This is a genomic window from Burkholderia sp. MSMB1835 (genome assembly GCF_001526365.1).
Taxonomy (GTDB): Bacteria; Pseudomonadota; Gammaproteobacteria; order Burkholderiales; family Burkholderiaceae; genus Burkholderia.
In genome coordinates this window covers 123,791-147,528 of the sequence record NZ_LOYP01000004.1, presented here as the reverse complement: position 1 = coordinate 147,528, position 23,738 = coordinate 123,791, and the positions used below count along the sequence as shown (strand labels likewise).

The window sequence follows — 23,738 nt, the reverse complement described above, 5'->3', positions numbered from 1 at the left end:
TGCCTTCACTGCTCGGCTGGAATGGTTCTGCATAGGGTGTCGATTTTCAACATGATCGGCTTGTCCAGTTTGATGAGTTTGAGCTTACTGTAGACCATGAAGTCGCCGCCACGATTATGCACCGACCTCCAGTCCCGGTACGTCCTGTTATGCACCGGCCAGTAGACATCCTTCGCCAAAAATTTCCGAAAGAGTCCGGTTCGCTTGTCGATCGGCTTATTGATCTCTTCTCCCTTGGGGAGATAACGCCACTCCTCAATGTTCGAGTTTCCAACGTTCAATTTGCTGCTCTTGAAAAAATCGTTGACTGCCGCCGCGTAAGACAAAACCATACCGTTCTTGTTCCAGTGACCGAGATACTGGCTCTTGGAAGGCGAATCGTCGTTGAATGAGTAGCTATCCTTGATGTAGACATAGACGTGGGTAATCTGCGCCACCGGTTCGAGACAGAATATCTTGCTTTTGCCTTCGTACCTGTAATAGCGCTCGCCAGCAACGGTTGCCTTCCCAATGGCAGCGTAGATGTTGAAGTTCGCCAGGGCGCCAGTCAGATCGGTCATCGCGATACCGTCGAGCGTATCGATGGAGGATACCGGTTGAAATTGGAACCCCCACGCGATGTGAAACTGGAGCGGATCCTTGAGAAAGGGTGCGGTGTCGACAACGATACCTGCCCCGTTCAACTGTCCTATCGAGAAACTCTTTTCGATCAAGGGCACCAGGATTCTCGTGGCTACTCGTACAGCTTTCTGCGTGTAAATCGCTTGCCGGACGAGTTGCTTTAATTGCCCCGAGGCACCGCGAAATTTCAATACCCAGTCCAGGGTAACCGTCGTGTCGTCGAACGGCTGTACAGAGTTGGGATCGTTGTTGTAGACATGCTTGGGGCTGGCGAACCATTCTCGCGCCAACTTGGCCGAAATGGGCCAACCCATTTTCTCCATCGCTTTGGGAATGTCCTGCAGATCAAACTTGGGCAGCTTGTCGACTTGCTCGGCATCTTGAGCCTGATCGCTCGGCTGTGGCTTGGCGGCCGGCTTGGCCCGTGCTGGAACAGGGGTGGGCGGTTTCTGCGGTGCGACCGGAGCGGCTACCTTGGACGGAGATGGGGGTGGCTGCTCGTTTGGCGCAAGCCTGGCAAACGAAATCTTTTGCTGCGTGTCGATGGGAACGCACCCGACGACGCCCGAGTAGCATTTCCAATGCTTTCCGGAATATAGAAGTCGAGGCTCCATCTGGTAATACGGGATTTTCTTGACAACGGGCATGGGCGGATAGCGACTCTGAATGAAAACGCGCTAACGTAATCGAACCCCATGCAGTCCCGCAATAGCAATGAAAACAACTGTTAAATCGATTGTTGCGGAATAAAACCGTGAAACCTTGGACAATAACTATAGGGAAATTGATACAGGAGGTTTTGTCTCAGGTGTTCTGACCGGCTTGATTTCTTCGGGCCATTTCAGTCTTGGAGAACTGCCTCGGTGAACGGTTGCTTCAGGCGAACGATACTGCCCGCTTGAACTCGTCGGGACGTCAGGTACGCCACGCTTGAGCCGAAGGAGCGGGCAGTAGGATCAGTATTCGGCATGGGCGCACCATTCGACATCCTGACCAGATCTTGGTGCGGTCGGATCCGGCGACCGGTACATCGAGTGAAAATCGCCATCGGTCGGCACACGGATATCCATGATCGATTACAGCCTCCAGCAGCCGCTCGGATTTGATCTTTCAACGGTGGTTCATGGCCAAATGCCGACAAACGGAGGCGCGTCCGTAGCCGCCCCTCCCCCAGCGATCAATCAGCCCGTCACCCTCGATTAGCCTCGATCACGGTCAACGCAGCCATATTCACGATCCGCCGCACGGTTGCGCTGGACGTAAGAATGTTCACCGGCGCATTGACGCCGAGCAAGAACGGCCCCACCGCCACATTGCTCCCCGCTTCCGTCTTGAGCAGGTTGTACGCGATGTTGCCGGCATCCACGTTCGGACAGACCAGCAAATTCGCCGCCCCCTTCAACGGCGACATCGGCAGCAGCTTCGCCCGCAGCCCTTCATCGAGCGCGCAGTCGCCATGCATCTCGCCATCCGCCTCGATATCCGGCGCCTGCTCCCGCACGATCTCCAGCGCCCGGCGCATCTTCACGCCGGAAGCCGCACTCCCCGACCCGAAATTCGACCGCGACAGCAGCGCCACCTTCGGCGTCAGATTCAGCCATTCCATCTGCCGCGCCGCCGCGATCGTGAATTCCGCGATCTGCTCCGCATCCGGGTTGTCGTTCACGTGCGTATCCACCAGCGCGACCGTCCGCTGATCGAGCAACAGGATGTTCATCGCCGCGTACGTCGACGCACCGGGCTTCTTGCCGATCACTTCGTCCACGAACCGCAGGTGATTGTGATACTCGCCCACCGTCCCGCAGATCATCCCGTCCGCGTCGCCGAGCTGCACCATCATCGCGCCGATCAGCGTCAGGCGGCGGCGCATCTCCACGCGCGCCATTTCCTTCGAAATACCGTCGCGGCAACGCAGTTCCCAATACTTCGTCCAGTACTGCGGGAAGCGCTCGTCGTATTCCGGATTGGTTACTTCGACGTCCTGACCGAGCCGCAAGCGCAGGCCGAACCGCTCGATGCGCGCGAGCAGCACCTCCGGACGCCCGACCAGAATCGGCCGCGCAAGCTTCTCGTCGACGATGACCTGCACCGCACGCAGCACGCGCTCGTCCTCGCCTTCGGTGAATACGATCCGCGCCTTGCCGCCGTCGCGCACGAGCTGGCGCGCGGTCGCGAACAGCGGCTTCATGAACGCGCCCGAGTGATAGACGAATTGCTGCAACTGCTCGACGTACGCATCGAGATTCGCGAGCGGACGCGTCGCCACGCCGCCTTCCATCGCCGCCTTCGCCACGGCCGGCGCGATCCGCACGATCAGGCGCGGGTCGAACGGCTTCGGAATCAGGTATTGCGGGCCGAACGACACGTCGTATGCACCGTAGGCCGCCGCGACGACTTCGTTCTGCTCTTCCTCGGCCAGCCCCGCGATCGCGTGCACCGCGGCGATCTCCATCTCGCGCGTGATCGTCGTCGCACCCACGTCCAGCGCGCCGCGGAAAATGTACGGGAAGCACAGGACGTTGTTGACCTGGTTCGGGTAGTCCGAGCGGCCCGTCGCGATGACGACGTCGTCGCGCGTCTCGTGCGCGAGTTCCGGGAAGATTTCCGGTGTCGGGTTGGCCAGCGCGAGAATCAGCGGGCGCGCCGCCATTTGCTTCAGCATCTCCGCCGTGAGAATGCCGCCCACCGACAGCCCCAGGAACACATCCGCGCCGCCGATCACGTCGGCGAGCTTGCGCGCATCGGTTTCCTGCGCGAAGCGCGACTTGGCCGGGTCCATCAACGCGGTACGGCCGCGATAGACGACGCCTTCGATGTCGGTCACCCAGACGTTTTCCACGGGCAGCCCGAGGTCGACCAGCAGGTCCAGGCACGCGAGCGCGGCCGCGCCGGCGCCCGACGTCACGACCTTCACTTCCTTGATCGACTTCCCGACGACCTTCAGCCCGTTGATGAACGCGGCGGAAACGGTAATGGCCGTGCCGTGCTGATCGTCGTGGAAGACCGGAATCTTCATGCGTTCGCGCAGCTTCTGCTCGACGGTGAAGCATTCCGGCGCCTTGATGTCCTCGAGGTTGATGCCGCCGAACGTGGGCTCGAGGCCGGCAATGATGTCGACCAGCTTGTCCGGATCGGTCTCGTTGATCTCGATGTCGAACACGTCGATCCCGGCGAACTTCTTGAACAGGACGGCCTTGCCCTCCATCACCGGCTTCGACGCGAGCGGCCCGATGTTGCCGAGACCGAGCACGGCGGTGCCGTTCGTGATCACGCCGACGAGATTGCCGCGGCTCGTGAAGCGGTGCGCCTGCAGCGGATCGGCGGCGATCGACTCGCACACGCTCGCCACGCCGGGCGTATAGGCCAGCGCCAGATCGCGCTGGGTCACCAGCGGCTTGCTCGCCACGACCGAGATTTTCCCGGGGGTCGGAAACTCGTGATAGTCGAACGCGGCCTGCTGCTGTGTCTCTGTCTGTTTCATGTTGGGGTCCCGGCGTGGGCGCCAGGCCAGTCCCGGCGCGATCCATGAAGGGGATTCTAGGGATCTGCCATAACGTGATGATTCTGTTTTAATATCGGTCCATCACTTTTTCATGATGAATGCATGACCAGTCAATGAATTTTGACGCGAACGACGTGGTCAGGCGGCTCGGCGCTCGTCTGAAGATCCGGCATCTGGTGCTGTTGTTGCAGATCCAGCAGCACGGATCGCTGACGCGCGTCGCCGAGCACATGGCGAGCAGCCAGCCGGCCGTGACGAACGCGCTGTCCGAGCTGGAGAGCATGTTCGGCACGCCGCTGTTCGAGCGCTCGTCGCGCGGCATGCGGCCCACCGCGCTCGGCGCGGTCGTGCTCGAACGGGCGAAGGCGATGATCAAGGATCTCGACCACCTCGCTCGCGAGATGGAGGCCGTCGCCGCCGGGCATGCGGCCCATCTGCACATCGGCGTGATTCCGTTCATCTCCGGCCAGATGCTGTCGGCCGCGCTGAAGCGGCTGCAAGCGCGCATGGAGCGACGCCTGACCGTCACGATTCACGAAGGCACCAGCGATCAGTTGCTGCTGCAACTCCGCGATCACAGCGTCGACATCGTGATCGGGCGTGCGTCGTCGGCGATCGATCTCGGGCAGGTTTCGTTCGAAGTGCTGTATCAGCAGCAGCCGCGCATGATCGCGAGCCGGCGGCTGGCGGCGAAGCTCGCCCGCACGCCGCTGGACTGGCACAAGCTGCACGCGCTCGACTGGATTCTCGGCGCGCCGCATACGCCGATGCGCGAACAGGTGACCGACCTGTTCCTGTCGGCCGGCATCGCGCCGCCCGTGCCGATCGTCGAAAGCTACTCGTCGAAGCTGATCGGCGAAATGATCGCGTCGAGCGACGAGGCCGTGTCGATCGTGCCGGCCGATATCGCGGAAGAACTCGTGCGGATCGCCGGCGTGGCGATCGTGCCGTATTCGCTGGTATGGACGCTGCCGCCCATCGCGCTGTTCACGCGCTCCGCCGATTCGCAGTCGCCCGCGCGCGATCTGCTCGTCGATGCGCTGCGTGCGGTATGCAAGGAGACGTACGGGGACGCGCAGCGATAACCGCGTTACTTGCCCGCCGAAAGGCGACGCAGGATTTCCGCGCGCTCGGCGGCCAGCACGTGGTCCGAGCCCTCGCCTCTGTCGTAGCGTTTGCTCGTGCGATAAGAAAAGCGCTTCGCGTATTGATGGGCGGCAGGGTCGAACACCCATGCGTCGACTTCGAAGAAGTGCTTGTCGAAATGCACTTCGCCCTCTTGCCACTCGGCGTCCGCGCGGACAAACAGCGGATACGGCGACACCTCCGGCAAGTCCCACATCGCGCGATCGGCCATCTCCGTCTGCGTGACCTTCGGCATCAGGTTCTCGATCTTGCCGTTCGCACCGACGCGCAGCACCGCCACGCGCTCCAGCATCCCGCTGCCGCCACCCGAGAACATTCCGGAGAAGAACACCCACGAACCGCCGGACGCAATCGGCAACCGCTCGGACCGTGGATTCAGGCCGAACTGGTACAGCGCCTTCGAAGAATGGGGAAGCGGCGCCGGCGGCATCTCGAAGCACGGCGCACGGTCGGGCAGCACGCAGAGCTTCACGCCGGAGAGCGGAAGCCCGTCGCCGTCGAGCTTGCCTTCCGCCTGCGTGAAGCGCGGGAATGCAGTTTCGCGGGGCGCTGCCTGAACGCAGGCAATGCCGACGAACGCGATGCTTGCGATCGCCGCGAGCGTTTTACCGATCCAGCGCATCACCCCTCCGCCCGATGACACACCGCCTCGATATTGTGTCCATCCGGACCGATGACGAACGCCGCGTAGTAGTTCGCGTGATAATGCGGCCGCAGCCCGGGCGCGCCATTGTCTTTCCCACCGGCCTCCAGCGCCGCGCGATGGAACGCATCGACTTGCTGCCGCGTGTCGGCCACGAACGCGATGTGGAGATGCGCCGGTTTCTCGTCGGTCGGGAACAAACACAGCGAAGACTTGCTGGGCAGTCCGATCTCGATCCCGCACGACGGCTCGCGTTCCCCGACGATTTCGGCTCCCAGCGGTTCGAGCGCCTTGAGGAAAAACGCCTTGCTGGCGGCGTAGTCGCTGACGCCGAATTTGACGTGGTCAAACATGAGTCCTCCCCGATGGATGGATCAGTCAGCATGTTGATGCGATGTCGCGATGACCGCAACGGTGTCACATGCGGTGGTGGTCCGTTACCAGCTCAAACGACCCGTTTGAGACGTCCGGGGCATTTGAAAGCGGACTGACAAAATCACTCCGACACCCGGATCAGTCGACAATGAAAAGTTTCGCCCCCGTCCGGGTGTAGGACCGATGTGGCTCCGCGTTGTCGCCAACCTGGTAGCTCATGCCCGCCGTCAAAACGAACTTCCGCCCGTCCTCGAGCGTCGTTTCCAGTTCGCCTTCCATACAGAAAAGAACATGCCCTTTTTGGCACCAGTGATCGGCGAGGTAGCCGGGCGTGTATTCCACCATCCGCACACGGATCCGATTCGGCCCTTCACCAAAGAACCGCGTGCGCCAATAAGCGACTCCGGTTTCTCCTCGATGTTCCGTTCGTTCGATTTCGGCCCAGTCGGTCGTGCCAAAGGCAAACGCATCCATTTTCATACTGTCGCTTCCTGTATCAGGTCGGGCTTTCGTGCCGGGGTCGATCCGCCGTCGCGATCCATGCAATCCGTTCGCATCTGATCGCCTTGGGACATCAAAGACTATTCCACAATTGCCGATCAGAATGTTGACGATCTACGTCATCGAATTGCGCGTCGTTTCTTGACCGCATATGGAAATTCGCCGGTCAGCCTGATTGAAGGTTGGCTACGCAATCGCTGATTGCCCGTGCGAACTGCGGATTGGATAAATCGATACCGACACGCGCTAGCGAAAGTAACAATTGCTCGACGCCTTCAACAACCCCTACGATGCGTCCGTTTTCGACGCCATCGTTCGTTTCCCCGTTGAGTCTGGGCCGCCATCCCGCCACATCGCGCCACGCGTCGGTTATCGACGAGGCGGCACGACTGCACGCTCCATGAGTACTCAGCTTGATTGTCGCGCCGACGCGATGCCGGCAAGCCACTCGGGAAAACTCCCCGCGACACGCTCGCGCCGCGCATCATCATGCCAGACCCGAATCACTTGACCGGCGACGCCGCCTTCAGCGGGATCGAGGTCGATACACAAGTGATTGCCACTGCCGTCGTGGGTGAACGGAATCCACTTCAGGTTGTACCAGTCGTCGGCGATGCCGGGATCCGGCTCTGATGTCATGCCGTCAAAATCGCCGCCGTCCACGAGACCTTTCCAGATGCGCCATTGCGCGAGGATCTCGTGAACGCTCAGCAGCGCATCGCTTCCGCAAAACGCATCGCCCAATGCCGTCTGGCCATTGTGAATGCGCAGACTGTCGATGAAAACGTCGGGCAGCGTCGTACCCAGCGCGACCTGCAATGCATCGATGTCATCGTCGGACGCGGGTCCGTTGAGTCCGCCCGGCACGCGTGACGCATCGGCGGCGAACGCTGCGTCGATCCGCTGCCATGTTTCGCGAAGGTCGATAGTGCGTGCGTCGTCGATCGCGTGGGCGGCCACGCGGGTGTCGACCGCCGGCAACGCTTGTTCGGCTCCCTCGGCGGATGTCGCCGTGACATGGCGCGGTGGCTCGCTGGCAAGGCCGCGATCGAGACGCAGGAACAGCACGGACGAACCTGCCGCCATCGGATCGTTCGCCGCGGGGATCGCGACGAGCACATCGGCATGGACGACACCACCGATCGACCCGTCATCTTCGGCCGGCAGCAGGCGAACGACCGGGTTACCATCGACGCCGCGGTGCAGATTGCCCCATCGCATCGCGTTCAGTCGAGCATCGCGCTCGACGCTGTGGTCAATGATGCCGGCTTCCCAATGGGGCCCCGGTGTTGCGGCGTGCTCGAGCAAATCGAGCACGCGCGGCATGATCGCGTGCATCAGCATAGCGACCGCGTTCGTGTGGCCCGGCAGGTTGATCAGCGTGGCCTGATCGTAGCTGGTCATGACCGTCATCCCGCTCTGCGTACCGTCCGGCCGCGTGAACGTGAGCGTGGTTTTCTTCGGCGGCGAGCGATCGTCGCTGCGTCCGAAGTTGAAACGATCCGCCGGTGTTTGCCGGATCTCGACGGTCGCGTCGTCGCGCGAATACACCGGTTGCGCATTCAGTCCGACATCCCGGAAGGGCGGCTTGGCAGGCAATCCGGCTCCGACGATCAGGTCATAACGTTGCGCGAGCTCGGCGAGCTTCTTCCTGAATGCGTACTCGTTCTGTTGCACCTCGAGCGGCGACAGCGCCATGTCTGGAGGCTCGATGTATTCGACCGAGTGGACTTCGTATCCCCAGCGCTGCAGTACCGCACGGATATACGGTCCGCTCGTGTCGGGCCGCTGCCAGCGTTCGCGAGCAATTCCGGGCGCGCGCTGTTCATATCCGACGATCACCACGCCGATGCGCGGCCGTTTGGTGACCTCGATATCGCGAACGCCTGCCGCTATCAGCGCGATCCGCCGTTCGGCCGTTATCCGGCTGCCCTTGGGCAGGAGCAGACTGCCTTGTCGATATTCGCTTCCGGGAGCGATGACGTGTTGTCCGGCGGATAGCGGCGCATGCAACAGCAGGAAAGACCGGGCGCCGCGATGCGTAATTTCAACGTTGCCTTTCGGGACGACGGTGTCGGCGTTTTCCGGCAGTGCAAAATACGGAGGAACATCGACCGCACACCGCGCGCCGATTGCGCGAGCCGCCGGACTGCCCGCTGGCGAAGCCAGTGCGCGTCGGCTGAACTCGAAATCGAGTTCGGCGGGCGCACTATGCGTCGCGTGTACGGTATCGGATGCGCGCAACGCATAGCCTTCGATCGCAGCGAGCGGAACGGGCGGGACATTCTCCAGCGCGAAAACGTCGGCCGCCGTCACACGCGTCAGCGCATCCTCGACCGGCACTGTCTCGGATTGCATCGCGCCCGGCACGACGCGTCGACAGCGTTCATAGGGCTGGTTGAGCCAGAAAGGGAAATTCTCGTGATCGCTCATGTGGTGAATGTTTTCATGCCGCGGTTTGGGGTCACCCGCGAACCGCGGCAACGGTACGGTTTTCCTTTTCCCCAGCGGCTCAACGTTTTGCGGCAGGCTGCTGAGATCCGACGTCGACGTAGAAATTCTCTTGGTCGAGCACGCGCTGGTTCAAATAGAAATTGCCGAGAAAAGCGCCCGCGCGTCGATTATCGCTGGCATCGATACCCTTGACCGATACTTCCGGGTCACTCGATGCACCCTGCTCGGTCGACGCAAACGGATACTCGTCGCAATCGCAATCGGTTGGCGTTTCGTCCGGATCGCCGGTGAACGTGCACTGACCGTTCACCGAGCCGTATTTCGCAACGCATTGCTTCTTGGATGCATCCCGATTGTCGCGCCGAAGCGTTGCGTCGCGCGTGCGTGTCAGCGGCCGGGACTCCCAAGTATCGGGAAAAATCGTGCCGTCTCCCTTCGGCACGAACTTGCCGGGCCGCCCGGCCGCTTGCGCTTCGCGAATATGGATCGCCGATTCATCGACGTCGGGATTCGTGGCGACGATGGTACGGAGAACCGCCGGTGCGTCCGCGTAGACACATCCTTGCGAGTTGCTCTTGACGAGCGCGACGTCGCATCGAATGTCGGGAATATAACCCACACCCGCGTACGGACTCACGCTTGCTCCGTTCTCGAACGAGTCCCCCGACTTCGCGACCCGATACTCGAGCGTCGGACTGAACCTGAGCGGGTTATTGGCTCCCATGTTCGGCGTAACCATCACCGATATCTCGTTGGACAATCCGCCGAGGGCAAGCGGCACGCCGGCATTGGGCGCAACCGTGCAATCCGATCCGCATTCGACGACGGGCTTGATCATCAGGCCGCCCGGATTGCCGGAAATGACGCGGGTGCGAAATCGGAACTTCAATGGCCACGCAAGCTGATTCGACGGATTGTCGGAATACGCGTAGGCCTCGATAGCCACTCGCCCGATTTCATTGTTTTGATTGTCCTTCGCGACATATTCGAGCGGGACCGTTTTTTGGCAATAACTGCTTCGACTCAATAGCGAGTCCCTGGTCGGTTCGGTCCGGACTGTCGTGCAAATGGGAGAAACATCCGTCGCACTTTCCGCATGAGCCGGCATCGCCGTCGCAAGCACAATCGCACCGGCAAAAAGCATTCGATGAATCACATCCCCTCCTGATTATTTCATTAATCGAAATGACCAATTCCACCGCAAGTCAATTTAAATTAACATTTAAATGAAATGCAACTGTCAATTTCGTCAGGAGGATGTAAATTATCGATGCAACCAAACAATCATTGTTTTATTTTTATAAATAAAATTACCCATAAAACCCTACAAACCGAATTTTCCATGTCACGTCGACTAAATCAATCCTGCGCGCGAAGCCCATATCGCATAATCGAATCCGTATACGATGCAACCGACCTCGGCATGCCGAAAAATTGAATGCTGCCGCCGGCGCCACAGCCCTACGGATGAAAAGTCTCGCCCCGCTTCAGCATGTCGATGAATTCCGCGATCTTTCGCGCCCGTGTTTCCGGCTTCTTCGCGTTCTGTATCCGAAACAGGATCGCATAGCGATTACGGCTGTTCAGCGTCGCAAAAAACTTCCCGGCTTTCGGATTGGCATCCAAAGCCGCCTGCAAGTCGTCCGGCACGGTCGAGTTGCCGGCCGACGTATAGGCCGCCTCCCAGCGGCCGTCCTTCCTCGCCTTTTCGATTTCTTCCATGCCGGCCGCGCGCATCCTGCCGGCGGCGATCAGCGCTTCGGCCTTGTCCTTGTTGAGCTTGGACCAGATGCTTTTCGCCGATCGCGGGGTGAAACGCTGCAACCAGTATTGCTCGCTGTCGGCCTTCTTTTGGCCATCGATCCAGCCGTGACAGAGGGCGCTTTCCACCGCCTCTTCGTAGGTGACGGTTCGCTGCCCCGCGCCTTTTTTCGCGAGCCGCAGCCATACGCCGGTCGACGCGCCGCCGTTTTTTTCCAGCCAGCTTTCCCATTCGGCTTGACTGGCAAACGTCAGCGCGCCTTCGGTCATGTCACGCCCCTGAATGGTCGGGTTTTCAACGATCCGGAAGCCGCCGCGCGACGAACGCGCGGCAGCCGCCGGCGCAGCCCGTTGCGCACGACCGCCTCAAAGAATCCGGTTCAACGCATCGGCAAACCGCTTCACCGCGCCGTCGACATCGTGCAGCTTGTCGAGACCGAACAACCCGAGCCGGAACGTCTTGAAGTCCTCCGGCTCGTCGCATTGCAACGGCACGCCCGCCGCGATCTGCAAACCGACGTCGGCGAATTTCTTTCCGGTGCGGATACCGTCATCGTCCGTGTAGCTCACCACGACGCCCGGCGCCTCGAATCCTGCCGCGGCCACGCTCCTGAACCCCTTCTCCGTCAGCAGCGCGCGAATGCGCTCGCCGAGCTCGAGCTGTTCCGCCTTCACCTTGTCGAAACCGTATGCATCGGTTTCCTTCATCACGTCGCGCAGCGTCGTGAGGCTGTCCGTGGGCATCGTCGCGTGATACGCGAACCCGCCGCCCTCGTACGCTTCCATGATCTGCAGCCACTTGCGCAGATCGCACGCGAAGCTGGTGCTGGTCGTCGCATCGATGCGCTCGCGCGCGAGCGGGCTCAACATGACCATCGCGCAACACGGCGATGCACTCCAACCCTTTTGCGGCGCGCTGATCAGGATGTCGACGCCGCTCGCCTGCATGTCGACCCACACGGTGCCCGACGCGATGCAATCCAGCACGAACATGCCGCCGACCGCATGCACGGCATCGGCCACCGCGCGCAGGTACGCATCGGGCAGCATCATGCCGGACGCGGTTTCGACGTGCGGCGCGAACACGAGATCGGGTTTGTTTTCCTTGATCGCGGCGACCACTTCGTCGATCGGCGCCGGCGCATAGGCGGCCTGCCTGCCGGCTTCGACCGGACGCGCCTTCAGCACCGTCGTTTCGGACGGGATACTGCCCATGTCGAAAATCTGCGACCAGCGGAAGCTGAACCAGCCGTTGCGGATGACGAGGCACTTCTTGTTCGTCGCGAACTGTCGCGCCACGGCTTCCATGCCGAACGTCCCGCTGCCCGGGACGATCGCGACCGACTTCGCGTTGTAGACTTTTTTCAGCGTGGCGGAGATGTCGCGCATGACGCCCTGGAAGCGCTGCGACATATGATTGACCGAGCGATCGGTGTACACCACCGAATATTCGAGGAGCCCCTCGCGGTCAACATCGGGAAGTAAACCTGGCATGCTCGCCTCCGGTGAAAGATGAACGATGGAATCGGGACAAGCCGCGTCTTCGATTCGATACTGCTCTGCACCAATGCAAATGCGTCATTTCCTCGACGAAAGCAGATTCTAACGAACGCCGCCGGCCGATTGGCGCATATTTTGTCGGCTGCCGGGCCGGGTGTTCGTCGCCGCGAGCCCGCGCCGCCCACATCGCCCCGCTCCGCGTACGGGTTAACGACGCGTGCGCCAGGCATCCCATAACATGTCGAACGGCCCCTTCACGACGGAAATTTCGATGACCTCCTCTCCCGCATCGTCACTGCAGTCGTCAACCGATCCCGCGCTCGCCGAGCGCATCGACGCCGTCCTGTCCCGCCAGCTCGACACGCAGCGCCTGGTCGGCGCGGTCGTCCTCGTCGCCCGCGACGGCGAACTCGTCTATCGCCGCGCGGCCGGGTTCGCGGACCGCGAATCGCGTACGCCGATGCGCGAGGACACGCTGTTCCGGCTCGCGTCGGTGACGAAGCCGATCGTCTCGGCGGCCGCGATGGCGCTCGTCGCGCAACGCAAGCTGTCGCTCGACGAGGACGTCACGCGCTGGCTGCCCGCGTTCCGTCCGGCACTCCCCGACGGCCGCGTGCCGACGATCACCGTGCGCCAGTTGCTCGTGCATACCGCCGGTCTCGACTATCGCTTCAACGAAACCGACGCAAACGGCCCCTACGCGCGCGCCGGCGTCTCCGACGGGCTCGATGGCGCATCGATCACGCTCGCCGAAAACCTGCGCCGGATCGCCAGCGTGCCGCTGCTGTTCGCACCCGGCACCCGCTGGAACTATTCGCTGTCGATCGACGTCGTGGGCGCGCTGATCGAGGCCGTCTGCGGCGTGCCGCTCGCCGACGCGGTCGATGCGCTCGTGCTGCGCCCGCTCGGCGCACGCGACACGGCCTTCGTCGCACGCGATCCCGCGCGGCTCGCCACGCCGTACGTCAACGACACGCCGCAGCCGCACCGGCTCGCCGAGAATGAGACGGTGCCCATCGTCGAAGGGTTCGTCGGCGTCACGTACTCGCCGTCGCGCGCGCTGAATGCACAAGCGTTCCCGTCGGGCGGCGCCGGAATGGTCGGCAGCGCCGGCGACGTGCTGACGGTGCTGGACACGCTGCGCGCGGGCGGCGGCGCGATCCTGCCCGCCGAGCTCGTCGACGAGATGGGCCGCGTGCAAACCGGCGATTTCGAATTGCCGGACCTGCCGGGCGCGGGCTTCGGAATCGGCTTCTCGGTGCTGCACGACCCGCAGGCGGCCGCGTCGCCGGAATCCGTCGGCACCTGGCGCTGGGGCGGCGTCTACGGCCATTCGTGGTTCGTCGACCGCGCACGCGGGCTCACCGTCGTGTCGCTGTCGAACACGCTTTACGAAGGCATGAACGGGCAGTACACGCTCGATCTGCGGGACGCGATTTACGGCGTCCAGTAGCGATCGGAATGGAAAAGGCCCGGCAAAGCCGGGCCCGTGTCGTTCCGCGCAGATCGATCGCTTCCTCGCGTCCAGCGCGGCGCATGACGTGTCACGACATCCATGAATCGACGTCACGCCGCTTCCGGCCGACCGCATCGCTATCGTGACCTGGCAAGCATCACGTACAAGCCCAAGCCGGTATAAAGAATGAACAAGACCGCAACGACCGTACAGGCAACACGCCCGCCCCCGCGCAGACGCGTTACACCGAAATACATCAACCCTGCTCCGACAAGCAGCCACAATGGCCAATAGCTGACACCCAGAATCAGCATCATGACCGGCCACGGTATATCGATGGCGATGTCGCTCATCCCGGCCCCCGTTGCTCGAGTAAAGATCGTGTGTCGAAACCTCCGCGATGTTGCCACATCCCGGCATCGGCGACATAGAGCACGGCGCGGCACGCCGACCATGAAAAAAGGCCCGACGCAGTCGGGCCAACGGGTTTGAGACACAAGGAGAATACCGCCCACCCCATACCGGGCGGTCACGCCGTGCTACACGACGTTCTTCTCGACGATCGGCCGGTTTTCGAGCACGCGCGCCCAGCCGAGCGACGACAGGTCGAGCGTGTCGTAACGCCCGCCCAGAATGAGTTCGCTGACGCCGCGCCCGGTCGCCGGCCCTTGCTGCAGCCCGTGGCCGCTGTAGCCGTTCGCGAACACGACGTTGTCGAGTTCGGGGTGGTAGCCGATGATCGCGTTGTGATCGAACACGTTGTACTCGTAGTAACCGGACCAGCAATTCTCGACGCGCAGCGCCTCGAATTCCGGCACGCGGTGCGCGAGCGTCGGCCAGATCACGTCGTCGAACAGCGCGTGATCGACTTCGTCGAGCGGCAGGTCGTCCGGGTCGCGATCCGGGCTCGGCGACGTGCCGCAGATATACGTCCGCCCTTCCGGCCGGAAATACACGCCGGTCGGGTCGATCAGCAGCGGGCAATCGGCGAGCTTCGCCGGCGACGATACGTTGAAGATGCTGCGCCGCCGCGCATACACGGGAATGTCGATGCCCATCATCGACGACAGCGTGCGCGTCCACGCGCCGGCCGCGTTGACCAGCGTGTCGCATGCGTAGCGCTCGCCGTCGCCCGTCACGACGTGCGTGATCCGGCGGCCGTCGCGCACGACGTCCTTCACGTCGGCGGCCACGTAGCGCGCGCCGAGCGCCTGCGCCTTCTTGCGCAGCGCCTGCACGAGCCCGTAGCCGTCGAACCAGCCTTCGCCGCTCGCGCCGTACGCGCCCGACACGAGATCGTCGACGTTGAGCCACGGAAACTTCGCGCGCAGCGCGGCGCCGTCCATCAGCCGGATATCGGCGCCGAGACGCGTCTGCAGCGCATGGTTCTCGCGCAGCGTCGCGTCGCCGGCCGGCGTCGCGAGGAACAGGTAACCGCCTTCGTGCAGATCGATCGACGGCCGGTTGCCGTCCACTTCGAGCCGTTCGCCGATCGTGCGCAGGAAGTCGATGCCGAACAGCGACATCTCGATCGACAGCGGCGTGGAGAACTGCTGGCGAATCGACGCGGCCGACAGCGCCGACGACGATCTCGCATAGGTGGGATCGCGTTCGATGACGGTCACGGCGACCGTGGGATCGGTGGCGCGCAGGAAATACGCGATCGAGCTGCCGATCACACCACCGCCGACGATGACGACTTGAGAACTCACGACTGACTCCGGTTGCACGTAAAAGGCTTGGGGCCGCTCACGCCGATGACGGGCTTGGCGCCGGCCTTCGCCGGCCGGCCGCGCCCGTGGTTGGTTCGTGCCGCGCCTCGCGCGGCGTCGCGCGGGCAGGCTTCGTCGACGATCGCTCCGGCTATTTCAGCACGTCCGGCATCGCCGCGAAAGCCCGCTCGCCCGTGTTGCGTTCAGTCCGCCGATTTCGTCGTGACGGGCTGCCACGCGGCGTTCTTCACTTCATACAGCGTCGAGCTCGGGTTCTTCAGGTCGCCCGTGTTCGTGAATGCGATCGTGCCCGTGATGCCGTCGTAGCGCGTGCCCTTCAGCGCACCGTTGAAATCGGCCGGCTTCGTCGAGTTCGCCTTCTGCATCGCGTTGATCGCGATCCACGTCGCGTCGTACGCGAACGGCGCATACGCGAGCATGTCGACGCCGTACTTCTGCTTGAATTTCGTTTCGAACAGCTTGCCCTTCGCGAGACGCGACAGCGGCTGCCCGTACTCCCACACCGCCGCGCCTTCGGCCGCGTTGCCGGCCAGCCGGATGAAGTTCGCGTTCATCACGCCGCCGCCCGCGAGGAACTGCGCGCGAATGCCGAGCTGGCGCATGCGCTTCACGAGCATCGCGGCCTGCGCGTCGAGGCCGCCGAAGAACACGAGGTCGGCATTCGTGCTCTTGATCTTCGTGAGCTGCGCGCTGAAGTCGACGGCCTTGTCGTTCGTGAATTCGCGCGCGACGATCGTGCCGCCGTTCGCCTTCACGGCCTTCTCGAACTCGTCGGCTTCGCCCTGGCCGAACGCGGTGCGATCGTCGATGATCGCGATGCGCTTCGCCTTCGTCACGCTCGCCGCATACGCACCGGCGTTGCCGGCGTTCTGCGTGTCGGTCGCGATCACGCGGTACACGGTATCGAGCCCGGCGCGCGTGATGTCGGGATTGGTCGCCGACGGCGTGATCATCGGAATGCCGGCCTTCGCGTAGATCTTCGACGCGGGCAGCGTCGTGCCCGAATTGAAGTGGCCGATCACGACGGCGACCTGCGCGTCGGCGAGCTGCTGCGCGGCCTGCACGCCGGTGCGCGGATCGCTCTGGTCGTCCTGCGACGCGACGACGAATTTCACCGGCTTGCCGCCGACGGTCGTGCGCGCGGCATTCGCTTCGTCGACCGCCATGCGCACGCCGTTCTCGATGTCCTTGCCGTATGCGGCGCCGCCGCCCGTCAGCGGGCCGGCCACGCCGACCTTGACGATCGTCTCCTGTGCGTGGGCCGCGCCCGTCTGAAATGCGAGAAGCGCGGCGGTCAGCGCAACGCCGGAAAGCGAACGAATGCGGAACGTCATGGCAGTCCTTCTTCTGGGGTCGGGATGCAACGCGCGGGGGTCGCGCGCCGGCAACCTCCTGCGCGCCGGTGATGCGTTCGCGTGCCGGGGCGCGTGCCACGCGCCGATCCGGGCGAACGATGACCGCGGCTCCGTCTCCGAAGAGCCTTTCATCGCGTAAGAGGTGAAGGGATTGTGGGTAGCCAATACCCGTGCAGCAAACGAAATATCGGAACTACGTTGTGAGGATTTGTCATCAAGTTCCGTAGTCGCGGCCGATCCTCGGCCCGCTCGTCGGTGGACCGTGCAGGGAAGCCTTCCATGGCGAAGGGCGGCCGCGCCGCTGGATCAAGGCCGGCCATGGTCATGCCGGCAACGCATCATCGTTGCGACGCCGTCCCGGCCGGCCTTCGCGACGCCGACAAGGCGCCGCGTCATCGATCAGTGCCGGTCGGTGCCCTTGTGGTTGCGCACCGCGTCGGCGGCCTCGCCGGCCTTCTCCTGAAGCTTGCCGGCCTGCTGTTCGGCCACGCCTTCCGCTTCGGTCTCGCGGTCGCCCGTCACCTTGCCGAGTGCTTCCTTGACCGAACCCTTGACCTGCTTGAGCTTGCCCTCGATGCGATTCCTGTCCATGGTCGTCTCCTGCGATGGTTGAGGAAAGCCGGCGATGCCGCGCCCCTGCGCGGCGCCGCCGAGTGGACAGGATCGCAAGCAGGCGCCGCGGGCGGCAGATGCGGATGCACCAGTGCGTCTGGTGCATTCGTACCGCCGCGGTCAGTCCTTGCCCTTCGCACCGCCCTTGTCGCCGCGCGCGCCGTTCGCCTCGGCCGCGCCGACGATCCCGCGCTCGCGCGCCCAGACGATCGCCTCGCCGCGGCTGTGCACGTCGAGCTTCGCGTAGATCGTCGCGACGTGATTGCGCACGGTGTTCGGCGCAAGCCCGAGGCGGCCGGCGATCTCCTTGTCGGCCAGGCCGTGGCACAGCAGGTCGAACACGTCGCGCTCGCGCGCGGTCAGGTCGGACAGCTGCGCGCCCGCATCCGGCGCATTCGCGCGCCGCACGTTCGCGAGCTTCTCGATCAGCGTGCGGCTGAACCACGACGCATCCTGCATCGCGGTCTCGATCGCATAGACGAGCTCCATCTCGGTCCGCTTGCGGTCGCTGATGTCGAGCAGCGCGACGAGCAGGCAGTCGCGCCCGTGGATCGCGACGGGGTCGGCCGACACGACGCAATCGCGCACGTCGCCGTCGCGCGTGCGGATCTGCACGTCGGCGTTGCGCACGTTGCCGTCGCGCGCGAGCCGACCTTCGACGCGCGACCACACGCCGCGCTCGGCCCACAGCCCGATCTCGTCGGCGGACTTGCCGAGCAGGTCGCCTTGCGCGTGGCCCGTCAGCACTGCAAACGCGTCGTTCACGTCGAGCAGCTCGAAACGGTCGGCCGTGACGATCGCGGTCGCGACCGGCGCCATCCGGAATGCCGTCGCGAAGCGCTCCTCGCTTTGCATCAGCGCGCGCTCGGCCTGCTTGCGCGGCTCGAGATCCATGAACGTGAACAGCATGCATGCCTCGCCGTTCATGTCGATCGGCTGCCCGGCGACGACCACCGCCTTGGTGTTGCCGTCGGCAAGCTTCAGCACGGCTTCCATCTGCGGGATCGTCGCGCCTTCGCCGAGCCGCTCGATCGCGAGCTCGCGCCGCTCGGCCTGTTCGAGCACGTCGATCTCGTACACCGAACGGCCGAGCACGTCGTCGCGCGCGTACCCCGTCATGTCGAGAAAGCCCTGGTTGACCTTCACGTAGCGCAAGTCGTCGAGCCGGCAGATCACGGCCGGCGCCGGATTCGCGTTGAAGGTGCGCTCGAAGCGCTCCTCGGCGCTCGCCCATTCGGTCGCGTCGTGCAGCACGAGCGCGAGGCAATCGGGTGCGCCGGCCGCGTTCGTCAGCACCAGGCTGCGGATGCGGTGAACCCAGCTCACCGACTCGTCGGCCGCCGATTCGACCTCGACCGTCACGTCGCTGAACTCCTCGCCGGCGATCACGCGATCCATCGGATAGTGGCCGTCGCGCACCGGATGGTTGTTCCGGTAGCGCAGCCGGAATCGCTCGCGGTATTCGGTGACGTCCGCGCCGAGCGCCTTCAGCTCGGTCACGCCGTGCATCGCGAGCGCGGCCTCGTTCGCCCAGACGATCCGCTGGTCGGGCTCGATCAGGATCACGCCCTCGGTGAGCCCTGCGATGATCTGGTGCAGTTGACGCCGGTCGGTATGCGACTTGAGCGCCTGTTCGTCTACTTGTTCGTTCATCGAATCGTTGTCCCTGTCGTCGATACGGGCGTCGGCCGAGCGCCCGTTGCGGTGGCACGCCCCGGCCGGCGCGCGCGGCGATGATCGCCTGCCGCGCAACGGCCCGACAGGCGCGGATGCACTATCTCGAATAGTACATTCGCACGCCGCTCGCGATCGTGCGGTGCCCCGCCGAACGTCGCGGCGCGGCCCGCGCGCCCGTCCGGCGGCGTTGCCCGGGACATGGTGCACGCGCGTGCGCCACCGCTGCGTTCCGTCCCCGGTGCAAACGCACTAGCCGATCAGGTGAATTTGCGCGATGTCCGCTCGCGTTCGCGTCGGTACGCTGGTACTGCATCGGCGCTCATGCGCTGCCCTTTCTACCGCAGAGGAGGACACCCGGATGAAACTGCATCAGACACCCGATCCGACGCGGCCCGAACCGCCCCCGGACAATCCGCCCGAACCGGCGCCCGGCACCGACCCGCCGGTACCGCTGCCGCCCGACGTGCCGCGGCCCGACATGCCGCCGCGCGAGCCCGGCTACGACACGCCGATTGCCCGCTAAGGCCCGGGAACGCGCGGGAACGATCCGTGCTCACCCGTTGCTTCACTCGCCAATCGAAGGAGAACATCAATGAACAAGACCTCGCACCTTTCGACACTGCTCGCCGTCAGCGCGGCGTTCCTGCTTTCCGCTGCCCCGCTCACGAACGCGCACGCTCAGGCCTCGTCGACCGACAGCGGCATGGCGACCGAATCGAGCCAGCCGGTGACCGACACATGGATCACGACCAAGGTGAAGAGTGAGCTCGCGACCACCGACGGCGTGAAGAGCACCGACATCAGCGTGAAGACGGTGGACGGCGTCGTCACGCTCACGGGCGTGCTGCCGACGAAGACTGCCGTGAAGAAGGCCGTCGCCGTGACGCGCGCCATCAAGGGCGTGAAGCACGTCGACGCGTCCGGCCTGAAGGCGAAAGCCTGAACTATCACGCGGCCGCGTGCCGCACTTTTCTCCCCTTACGAAAGGAGCACACCATGAACGAAGACAAGATCAAGGGCCAGTGGAAGCAGCTCACCGGCAAGCTGAAGGCCAAGTGGGGCAAGCTGACCGACGACGATCTCGCGGTCGCGGAAGGCAATCGCGATTATCTGGCCGGCAAGATCCAGGAGCGTTACGGCATTGCCCGCGACGAAGCCGAGAAGCAGTTGAAGGAATTCGACCGCGAGCTGTAACGCGCCAGTCGTCTCACCCCGCCGCGACGCACGCCGCGTCGCGGCCACGAGGAGGACAACGACATGGGCAAATATCTGATCGCATGGCTGCTCGGCGTGCCGATCGGGCTGCTGGTGCTGTTTTATCTGGTCACGCACCTCTTCTGACGCACGCGACGCCCCGTCGACGAACGAAAAACGGGCCGACGGCTGAAACCAGCCGCCGGCCCGTCTGCTTTTGCATGCGGCGCGCGACGCGTCGCGCTTACTTCGCCGCGTTCGCCGTCATCTTGAAGATGCCCTGTGCGTTGCCCGCGTCGAAGCGCAGGTCGGTCACCCAGCGGCGCGCCGTCTGGTCGAACGTGCGCTTGCGCGTGATGAACTCGTAGAACGAACCCGGCACGTTGCGTTTCACCGTGCCGCCGTCGCGGGTGCGGAATTCGCGCTCGACGGTATCCGCGCGATAGGCGGTCTGGAACACGCGGCCCGAGCGCGAGCGTTCGACTTCCGGCTTCATCGGCCGACCCTTCGCCTTCTCGTCGTCGGCCAGCTTGAACACGTCGGCGACGCGGTCGGTCGCGTGGTTGAACGCATTGCCCTCGGTCGCGATCCACGCCATTTCCGCCGATTCCATCAGCAGCGTTTCATAGTCGAGCTCGTTCGGCAGGTCGTGCTGGCGCGCGAACGCGCCGACGATTTCCGGCAGCAACACATGCGCGTCTTCCAGCGACAGCCAGCCTTCGCGCTCGACTTCCCACAGCCGCGCGACGGCCGCCGGCGACAGCGGGTCGCGCGACGAGCTGACGACATTCGTCACGGCCTGCTGGAATTCCTTCGAGAAGCGCTCCGGATGCAGTTCGCTGACGAAGAACTGCGCGATTTCGTCCGGCGCATCTTCATGCGCGTACGCCCGGCCGGTCATGCCGAGCTTGTCGAGCGGGTAACGGCCGTTCAGGCGGAAGCCGAGCGGACGCAGGATGCGCGTGAACGCGGCCTCGCCCGGCGGCAGCGCGCCCGTGTGCGGCCAGCGCACCGTGCGCAGCGCGCCGTGGTCGAAATAGACCGAACCGCCGCGCTCGATCGTGTCGGCCGTGTACGCGCGGCCGTTCGCCGAACGCTCGAGCAGCCCTTCGAACAGCGCCATGTTCATCGCCTGCGCGATTTCCGCGCGCGTCACGACGCCGTCTTCCCATTCTTCGAGGATGGCCGGCATGTTCAGGGTCGAGAACAGGGCGTCGGTCTTCGCCTGTCCCAGCAGCTTCGTCAGCAAGCTGTCGATATTCGGATTGCGCATCAGGATTCTCGTCTCGGGGGACCCGCCGGCAAACGTGCCGGCCACTCGTCGGCCGGCCACCCAGCGGGCGCCAAGCCTTGCACGGGAAGCATTATTCAAAGGGTTGCAGCGGGGCGTAAAGCGAGATTAAATTGATACGTAATGAGTTTTTGGAATGATCAGCCGTTCTTCGCCCGCCTTTCGCCCACGTGCGCCGGCCCTTTTTATCAGAGGAATTCAGGGTCCGTTTGGAGAGGGAACACACGTGCGCGTGCCCGACATCGCTCATCCCAAGGGGCGTCCTTAAGGCGCAGGGCAAGGAGCGACGAGCGCCGTTTGGTCGCGCCAGACAAGCGACGAGCGACGCCGCCCTGCGGGCGATGTCGGGCATTCCCGTGGAATGATTTTTTAATTTCGGGTGCGTGCTCCCTATCCAGACAGACCCAGACATCATGCGCAAATTCAAGATCCCCAACATGGGCGCGCTCGTGGCTTTCGAAGCCGCCGCCCGCCACGAGAGCTTCACGCACGCGGCCAAGGAACTGTTCCTGACCGAAAGCGCGGTGTCGCGACAGATCGCGACGCTGGAGGCGAGCCTCGGCGTGCGGCTGTTCGCGCGCGTGAAGCAGCGCGTCGTGCTGACGCGGGCCGGCAAGCTGTACGGCACGCAAGTGCGACGCGCGCTGGAAACGCTCGACCGCGACACGCTGTCGATCATCGCGCACGGCAGCGGCGGCGGTTACCTGGAGCTCGCGGTGCTGCCGACCTTCGCGTCGCACTGGCTGATCCCGCGCATCAAGAGCTTCTACGACCGCACGCCCGACGTGCGCGTGAACATGGGCAGCCGAACCGACCTGTTCTCGTTCGAGGATACGCACTTCGAAGCCGCGATCCACTACGGCAAGCCGACCTGGCCCGGCACGTCGTCCGACTACCTGTTCGGCGAGGAAGTCGTGCCGATCTGCTCGCCGGCGCTGCTGGACGGGCCGGTCGAGCGCGTCGAGGATCTGCTCGCGTATCCGCTGCTGCACTCGACGACGCGCCCCGGCGCATGGGCGCAGTGGTTCGAGGCGCACGGCGTCGAGGACATCCGCACGATGCAGGGCGTGCGCTACGAACTGCATACGATGCTGATCAGCGCGGCCGCGGCCGGGCTCGGCGTCGCGCTCGTGCCGAAGTTCTTCGTCGAGGAACAGTTGCAGCAGCTCGGCCTCGTCGTGCCGTGCGATGCGGCAACCGTCGGCGATTCGGCGTACTACCTCGTGTATCCGACCGAGTTCAGCCACAGCAAGCCGCTGGAATCGTTCCGCAGCTGGCTGCTCGAACAGGCGAGCGCGTATGCGGCGCCCGAGCGCGACGCGCCCGCCGCCGATGACGAAGAGGACGAGGACATCGAGTAACGGCGCCGTCGCGCCGGCGTCATCGCGCGATGGCGCCGCAAGCATGCCGCGCCGGCGCGTCGGCCGCCACGACCTTCACCAGCCGCGCACGATCGGGCGTTTCCAGCCCCGGGCACGCCGTCTCCAGATCGCGGATCACGAGCGTCGCGCGCCCGTCGAACCGGCACACGCCGCGCGGCTGCGCGGCAGGCAGCCGCAGCCCGCGTCTCGCTTCGTGTTGATTCGTGAAAACGATCACGCCCGCGCGTTGCGAGCGATCGGGCAAGCGCCGCGCCGACGCGTCGTCCTCTGCGAACCATACGTCCGACCCGAGCGATTCGTCGCCGTAATCGAGCGCGTAGTGCCCCGACAGCGTGATCGTCCGGTCGAGATGCGCCGCCCGGCAACCCGGCTCGGCATCCGCGGGGATCGTCTGCGCACCGGCCGCGAGCGGCCCGCACGCCAGCAACGATAAAAGCAGCGCGCGGGCGCGGCCGGTCATGCTGGACACATCGAGCACGGGGCGGATCATGGGCAGTCGGGTGCGGGTCGTCGTGACGAAGACCCGCATTGTCGC

General features: G+C 64.0%; 22 protein-coding genes. 6 read left to right on the top strand and 16 right to left on the bottom strand.

Annotated elements, in window-relative coordinates:
- Positions 1-5: 5 nt before the first annotated feature.
- Both WS96_RS02405 and WS96_RS02400 read right to left on the bottom strand, forming a co-directional pair.
- Complete coding sequence (locus WS96_RS02405; protein ID WP_059830366.1) at positions 6-1,268, bottom strand: DUF6402 family protein; 1,263 nt, start codon at positions 1,266-1,268, stop codon at positions 6-8.
- A gap of 542 nt (positions 1,269-1,810) precedes the next feature.
- Positions 1,811-4,102, bottom strand: a complete 2,292-nt coding sequence (locus WS96_RS02400; RefSeq protein ID WP_059830365.1) for an NADP-dependent malic enzyme — start codon at positions 4,100-4,102, stop codon at positions 1,811-1,813.
- A 134-nt stretch (positions 4,103-4,236) separates the two neighbouring features.
- On the opposite strand from WS96_RS02400, the gene WS96_RS02395 reads away from it, so the two are divergent.
- Positions 4,237-5,208, top strand: coding sequence for a LysR substrate-binding domain-containing protein (locus WS96_RS02395; protein WP_034205524.1), 972 nt, complete (start codon positions 4,237-4,239; stop codon positions 5,206-5,208).
- 5 nt (positions 5,209-5,213) lie between these two features.
- On the opposite strand, the gene WS96_RS02390 is transcribed toward WS96_RS02395, so the two are convergent.
- From WS96_RS02390 to WS96_RS02360, 7 genes are all read right to left on the bottom strand, one after another.
- Positions 5,214-5,891: a hypothetical protein gene (locus WS96_RS02390; protein WP_059830363.1), complete on the bottom strand. Its 678-nt coding sequence runs from the start codon at positions 5,889-5,891 to the stop codon at positions 5,214-5,216.
- The gene (locus WS96_RS02385) at positions 5,891-6,265 is read right to left on the bottom strand and encodes a VOC family protein (protein WP_059830361.1); all 375 of its coding nucleotides are present in this window, start codon (positions 6,263-6,265) and stop codon (positions 5,891-5,893) included. The genes WS96_RS02390 and WS96_RS02385 overlap by 1 nt, the downstream gene beginning before the upstream one ends.
- A gap of 160 nt (positions 6,266-6,425) precedes the next feature.
- Positions 6,426-6,767, bottom strand: a complete 342-nt coding sequence (locus WS96_RS02380; RefSeq protein ID WP_059830360.1) for a DHCW motif cupin fold protein — start codon at positions 6,765-6,767, stop codon at positions 6,426-6,428.
- A gap of 429 nt (positions 6,768-7,196) precedes the next feature.
- The gene (locus tag WS96_RS02375; RefSeq protein WP_059830358.1) at positions 7,197-9,221 is read right to left on the bottom strand and encodes an SMI1/KNR4 family protein; all 2,025 of its coding nucleotides are present in this window, start codon (positions 9,219-9,221) and stop codon (positions 7,197-7,199) included.
- A gap of 79 nt (positions 9,222-9,300) precedes the next feature.
- A complete protein-coding gene (locus WS96_RS02370) occupies positions 9,301-10,398 on the bottom strand; it encodes a NucA/NucB deoxyribonuclease domain-containing protein (RefSeq protein WP_257127919.1) in 1,098 nt (365 codons plus the stop codon).
- A 305-nt stretch (positions 10,399-10,703) separates the two neighbouring features.
- On the bottom strand, positions 10,704-11,273 hold the full coding sequence (locus WS96_RS02365; protein ID WP_059830354.1) for a YdeI/OmpD-associated family protein: 570 nt from the start codon (positions 11,271-11,273) through the stop codon (positions 10,704-10,706).
- A 96-nt stretch (positions 11,274-11,369) separates the two neighbouring features.
- A complete protein-coding gene (locus WS96_RS02360; RefSeq protein WP_034205532.1) occupies positions 11,370-12,497 on the bottom strand; it encodes an aminotransferase class V-fold PLP-dependent enzyme in 1,128 nt (375 codons plus the stop codon).
- Between the two features lie 277 nt (positions 12,498-12,774).
- Between WS96_RS02360 and WS96_RS02355 the strand changes: the two genes are divergently transcribed.
- Positions 12,775-13,956, top strand: coding sequence for a serine hydrolase domain-containing protein (locus WS96_RS02355; protein WP_059830619.1), 1,182 nt, complete (start codon positions 12,775-12,777; stop codon positions 13,954-13,956).
- 140 nt (positions 13,957-14,096) lie between these two features.
- Here WS96_RS02355 and WS96_RS02350 read toward each other — a convergent pair whose 3' ends face one another.
- The 5 genes from WS96_RS02350 to WS96_RS02330 all read right to left on the bottom strand — a co-directional run bounded on the left by WS96_RS02350 (position 14,097) and on the right by WS96_RS02330 (position 19,312).
- The gene (locus tag WS96_RS02350) at positions 14,097-14,312 is read right to left on the bottom strand and encodes a hypothetical protein (protein WP_034205533.1); all 216 of its coding nucleotides are present in this window, start codon (positions 14,310-14,312) and stop codon (positions 14,097-14,099) included.
- A 186-nt stretch (positions 14,313-14,498) separates the two neighbouring features.
- Positions 14,499-15,671, bottom strand: coding sequence for an NAD(P)/FAD-dependent oxidoreductase (locus WS96_RS02345; RefSeq protein WP_059830352.1), 1,173 nt, complete (start codon positions 15,669-15,671; stop codon positions 14,499-14,501).
- A 203-nt stretch (positions 15,672-15,874) separates the two neighbouring features.
- Complete coding sequence (locus tag WS96_RS02340) at positions 15,875-17,026, bottom strand: branched-chain amino acid ABC transporter substrate-binding protein (protein WP_059830350.1); 1,152 nt, start codon at positions 17,024-17,026, stop codon at positions 15,875-15,877.
- A gap of 420 nt (positions 17,027-17,446) precedes the next feature.
- The gene (locus tag WS96_RS02335) at positions 17,447-17,638 is read right to left on the bottom strand and encodes a CsbD family protein (RefSeq protein ID WP_027782241.1); all 192 of its coding nucleotides are present in this window, start codon (positions 17,636-17,638) and stop codon (positions 17,447-17,449) included.
- 141 nt (positions 17,639-17,779) lie between these two features.
- The gene (locus WS96_RS02330) at positions 17,780-19,312 is read right to left on the bottom strand and encodes a helix-turn-helix transcriptional regulator (protein WP_059830348.1); all 1,533 of its coding nucleotides are present in this window, start codon (positions 19,310-19,312) and stop codon (positions 17,780-17,782) included.
- 382 nt (positions 19,313-19,694) lie between these two features.
- Here WS96_RS02330 and WS96_RS33970 point away from each other — a divergent pair, with 382 nt between their 5' ends.
- From WS96_RS33970 to WS96_RS02320, 3 genes are all read left to right on the top strand, one after another.
- A complete protein-coding gene (locus WS96_RS33970) occupies positions 19,695-19,859 on the top strand; it encodes a hypothetical protein (RefSeq protein WP_179949047.1) in 165 nt (54 codons plus the stop codon).
- Positions 19,860-19,928: 69 nt separating this feature from the next.
- Positions 19,929-20,279 carry a BON domain-containing protein gene (locus tag WS96_RS02325; protein ID WP_059794883.1) on the top strand — a complete coding sequence of 117 codons (351 nt, stop codon included), beginning with the start codon at positions 19,929-19,931 and terminating at the stop codon, positions 20,277-20,279.
- Positions 20,280-20,332: 53 nt separating this feature from the next.
- Complete coding sequence (locus WS96_RS02320) at positions 20,333-20,530, top strand: CsbD family protein (protein ID WP_034205539.1); 198 nt, start codon at positions 20,333-20,335, stop codon at positions 20,528-20,530.
- Between the two features lie 244 nt (positions 20,531-20,774).
- On the opposite strand, the gene WS96_RS02315 is transcribed toward WS96_RS02320, so the two are convergent.
- Positions 20,775-21,803, bottom strand: a complete 1,029-nt coding sequence (locus WS96_RS02315; RefSeq protein WP_059830346.1) for a DUF1338 domain-containing protein — start codon at positions 21,801-21,803, stop codon at positions 20,775-20,777.
- Positions 21,804-22,234: 431 nt separating this feature from the next.
- On the opposite strand from WS96_RS02315, the gene WS96_RS02310 reads away from it, so the two are divergent.
- Positions 22,235-23,182 (top strand): LysR family transcriptional regulator, encoded by a 948-nt coding sequence (locus WS96_RS02310; protein ID WP_059830344.1) that lies wholly within the window; start codon positions 22,235-22,237, stop codon positions 23,180-23,182.
- A gap of 19 nt (positions 23,183-23,201) precedes the next feature.
- Here WS96_RS02310 and WS96_RS02305 read toward each other — a convergent pair whose 3' ends face one another.
- Entirely contained in the window at positions 23,202-23,693 is a 492-nt protein-coding gene (locus tag WS96_RS02305; protein ID WP_257127918.1) for a hypothetical protein, read from the bottom strand.
- Between the last annotated feature and the right edge of the window lie 45 nt (positions 23,694-23,738).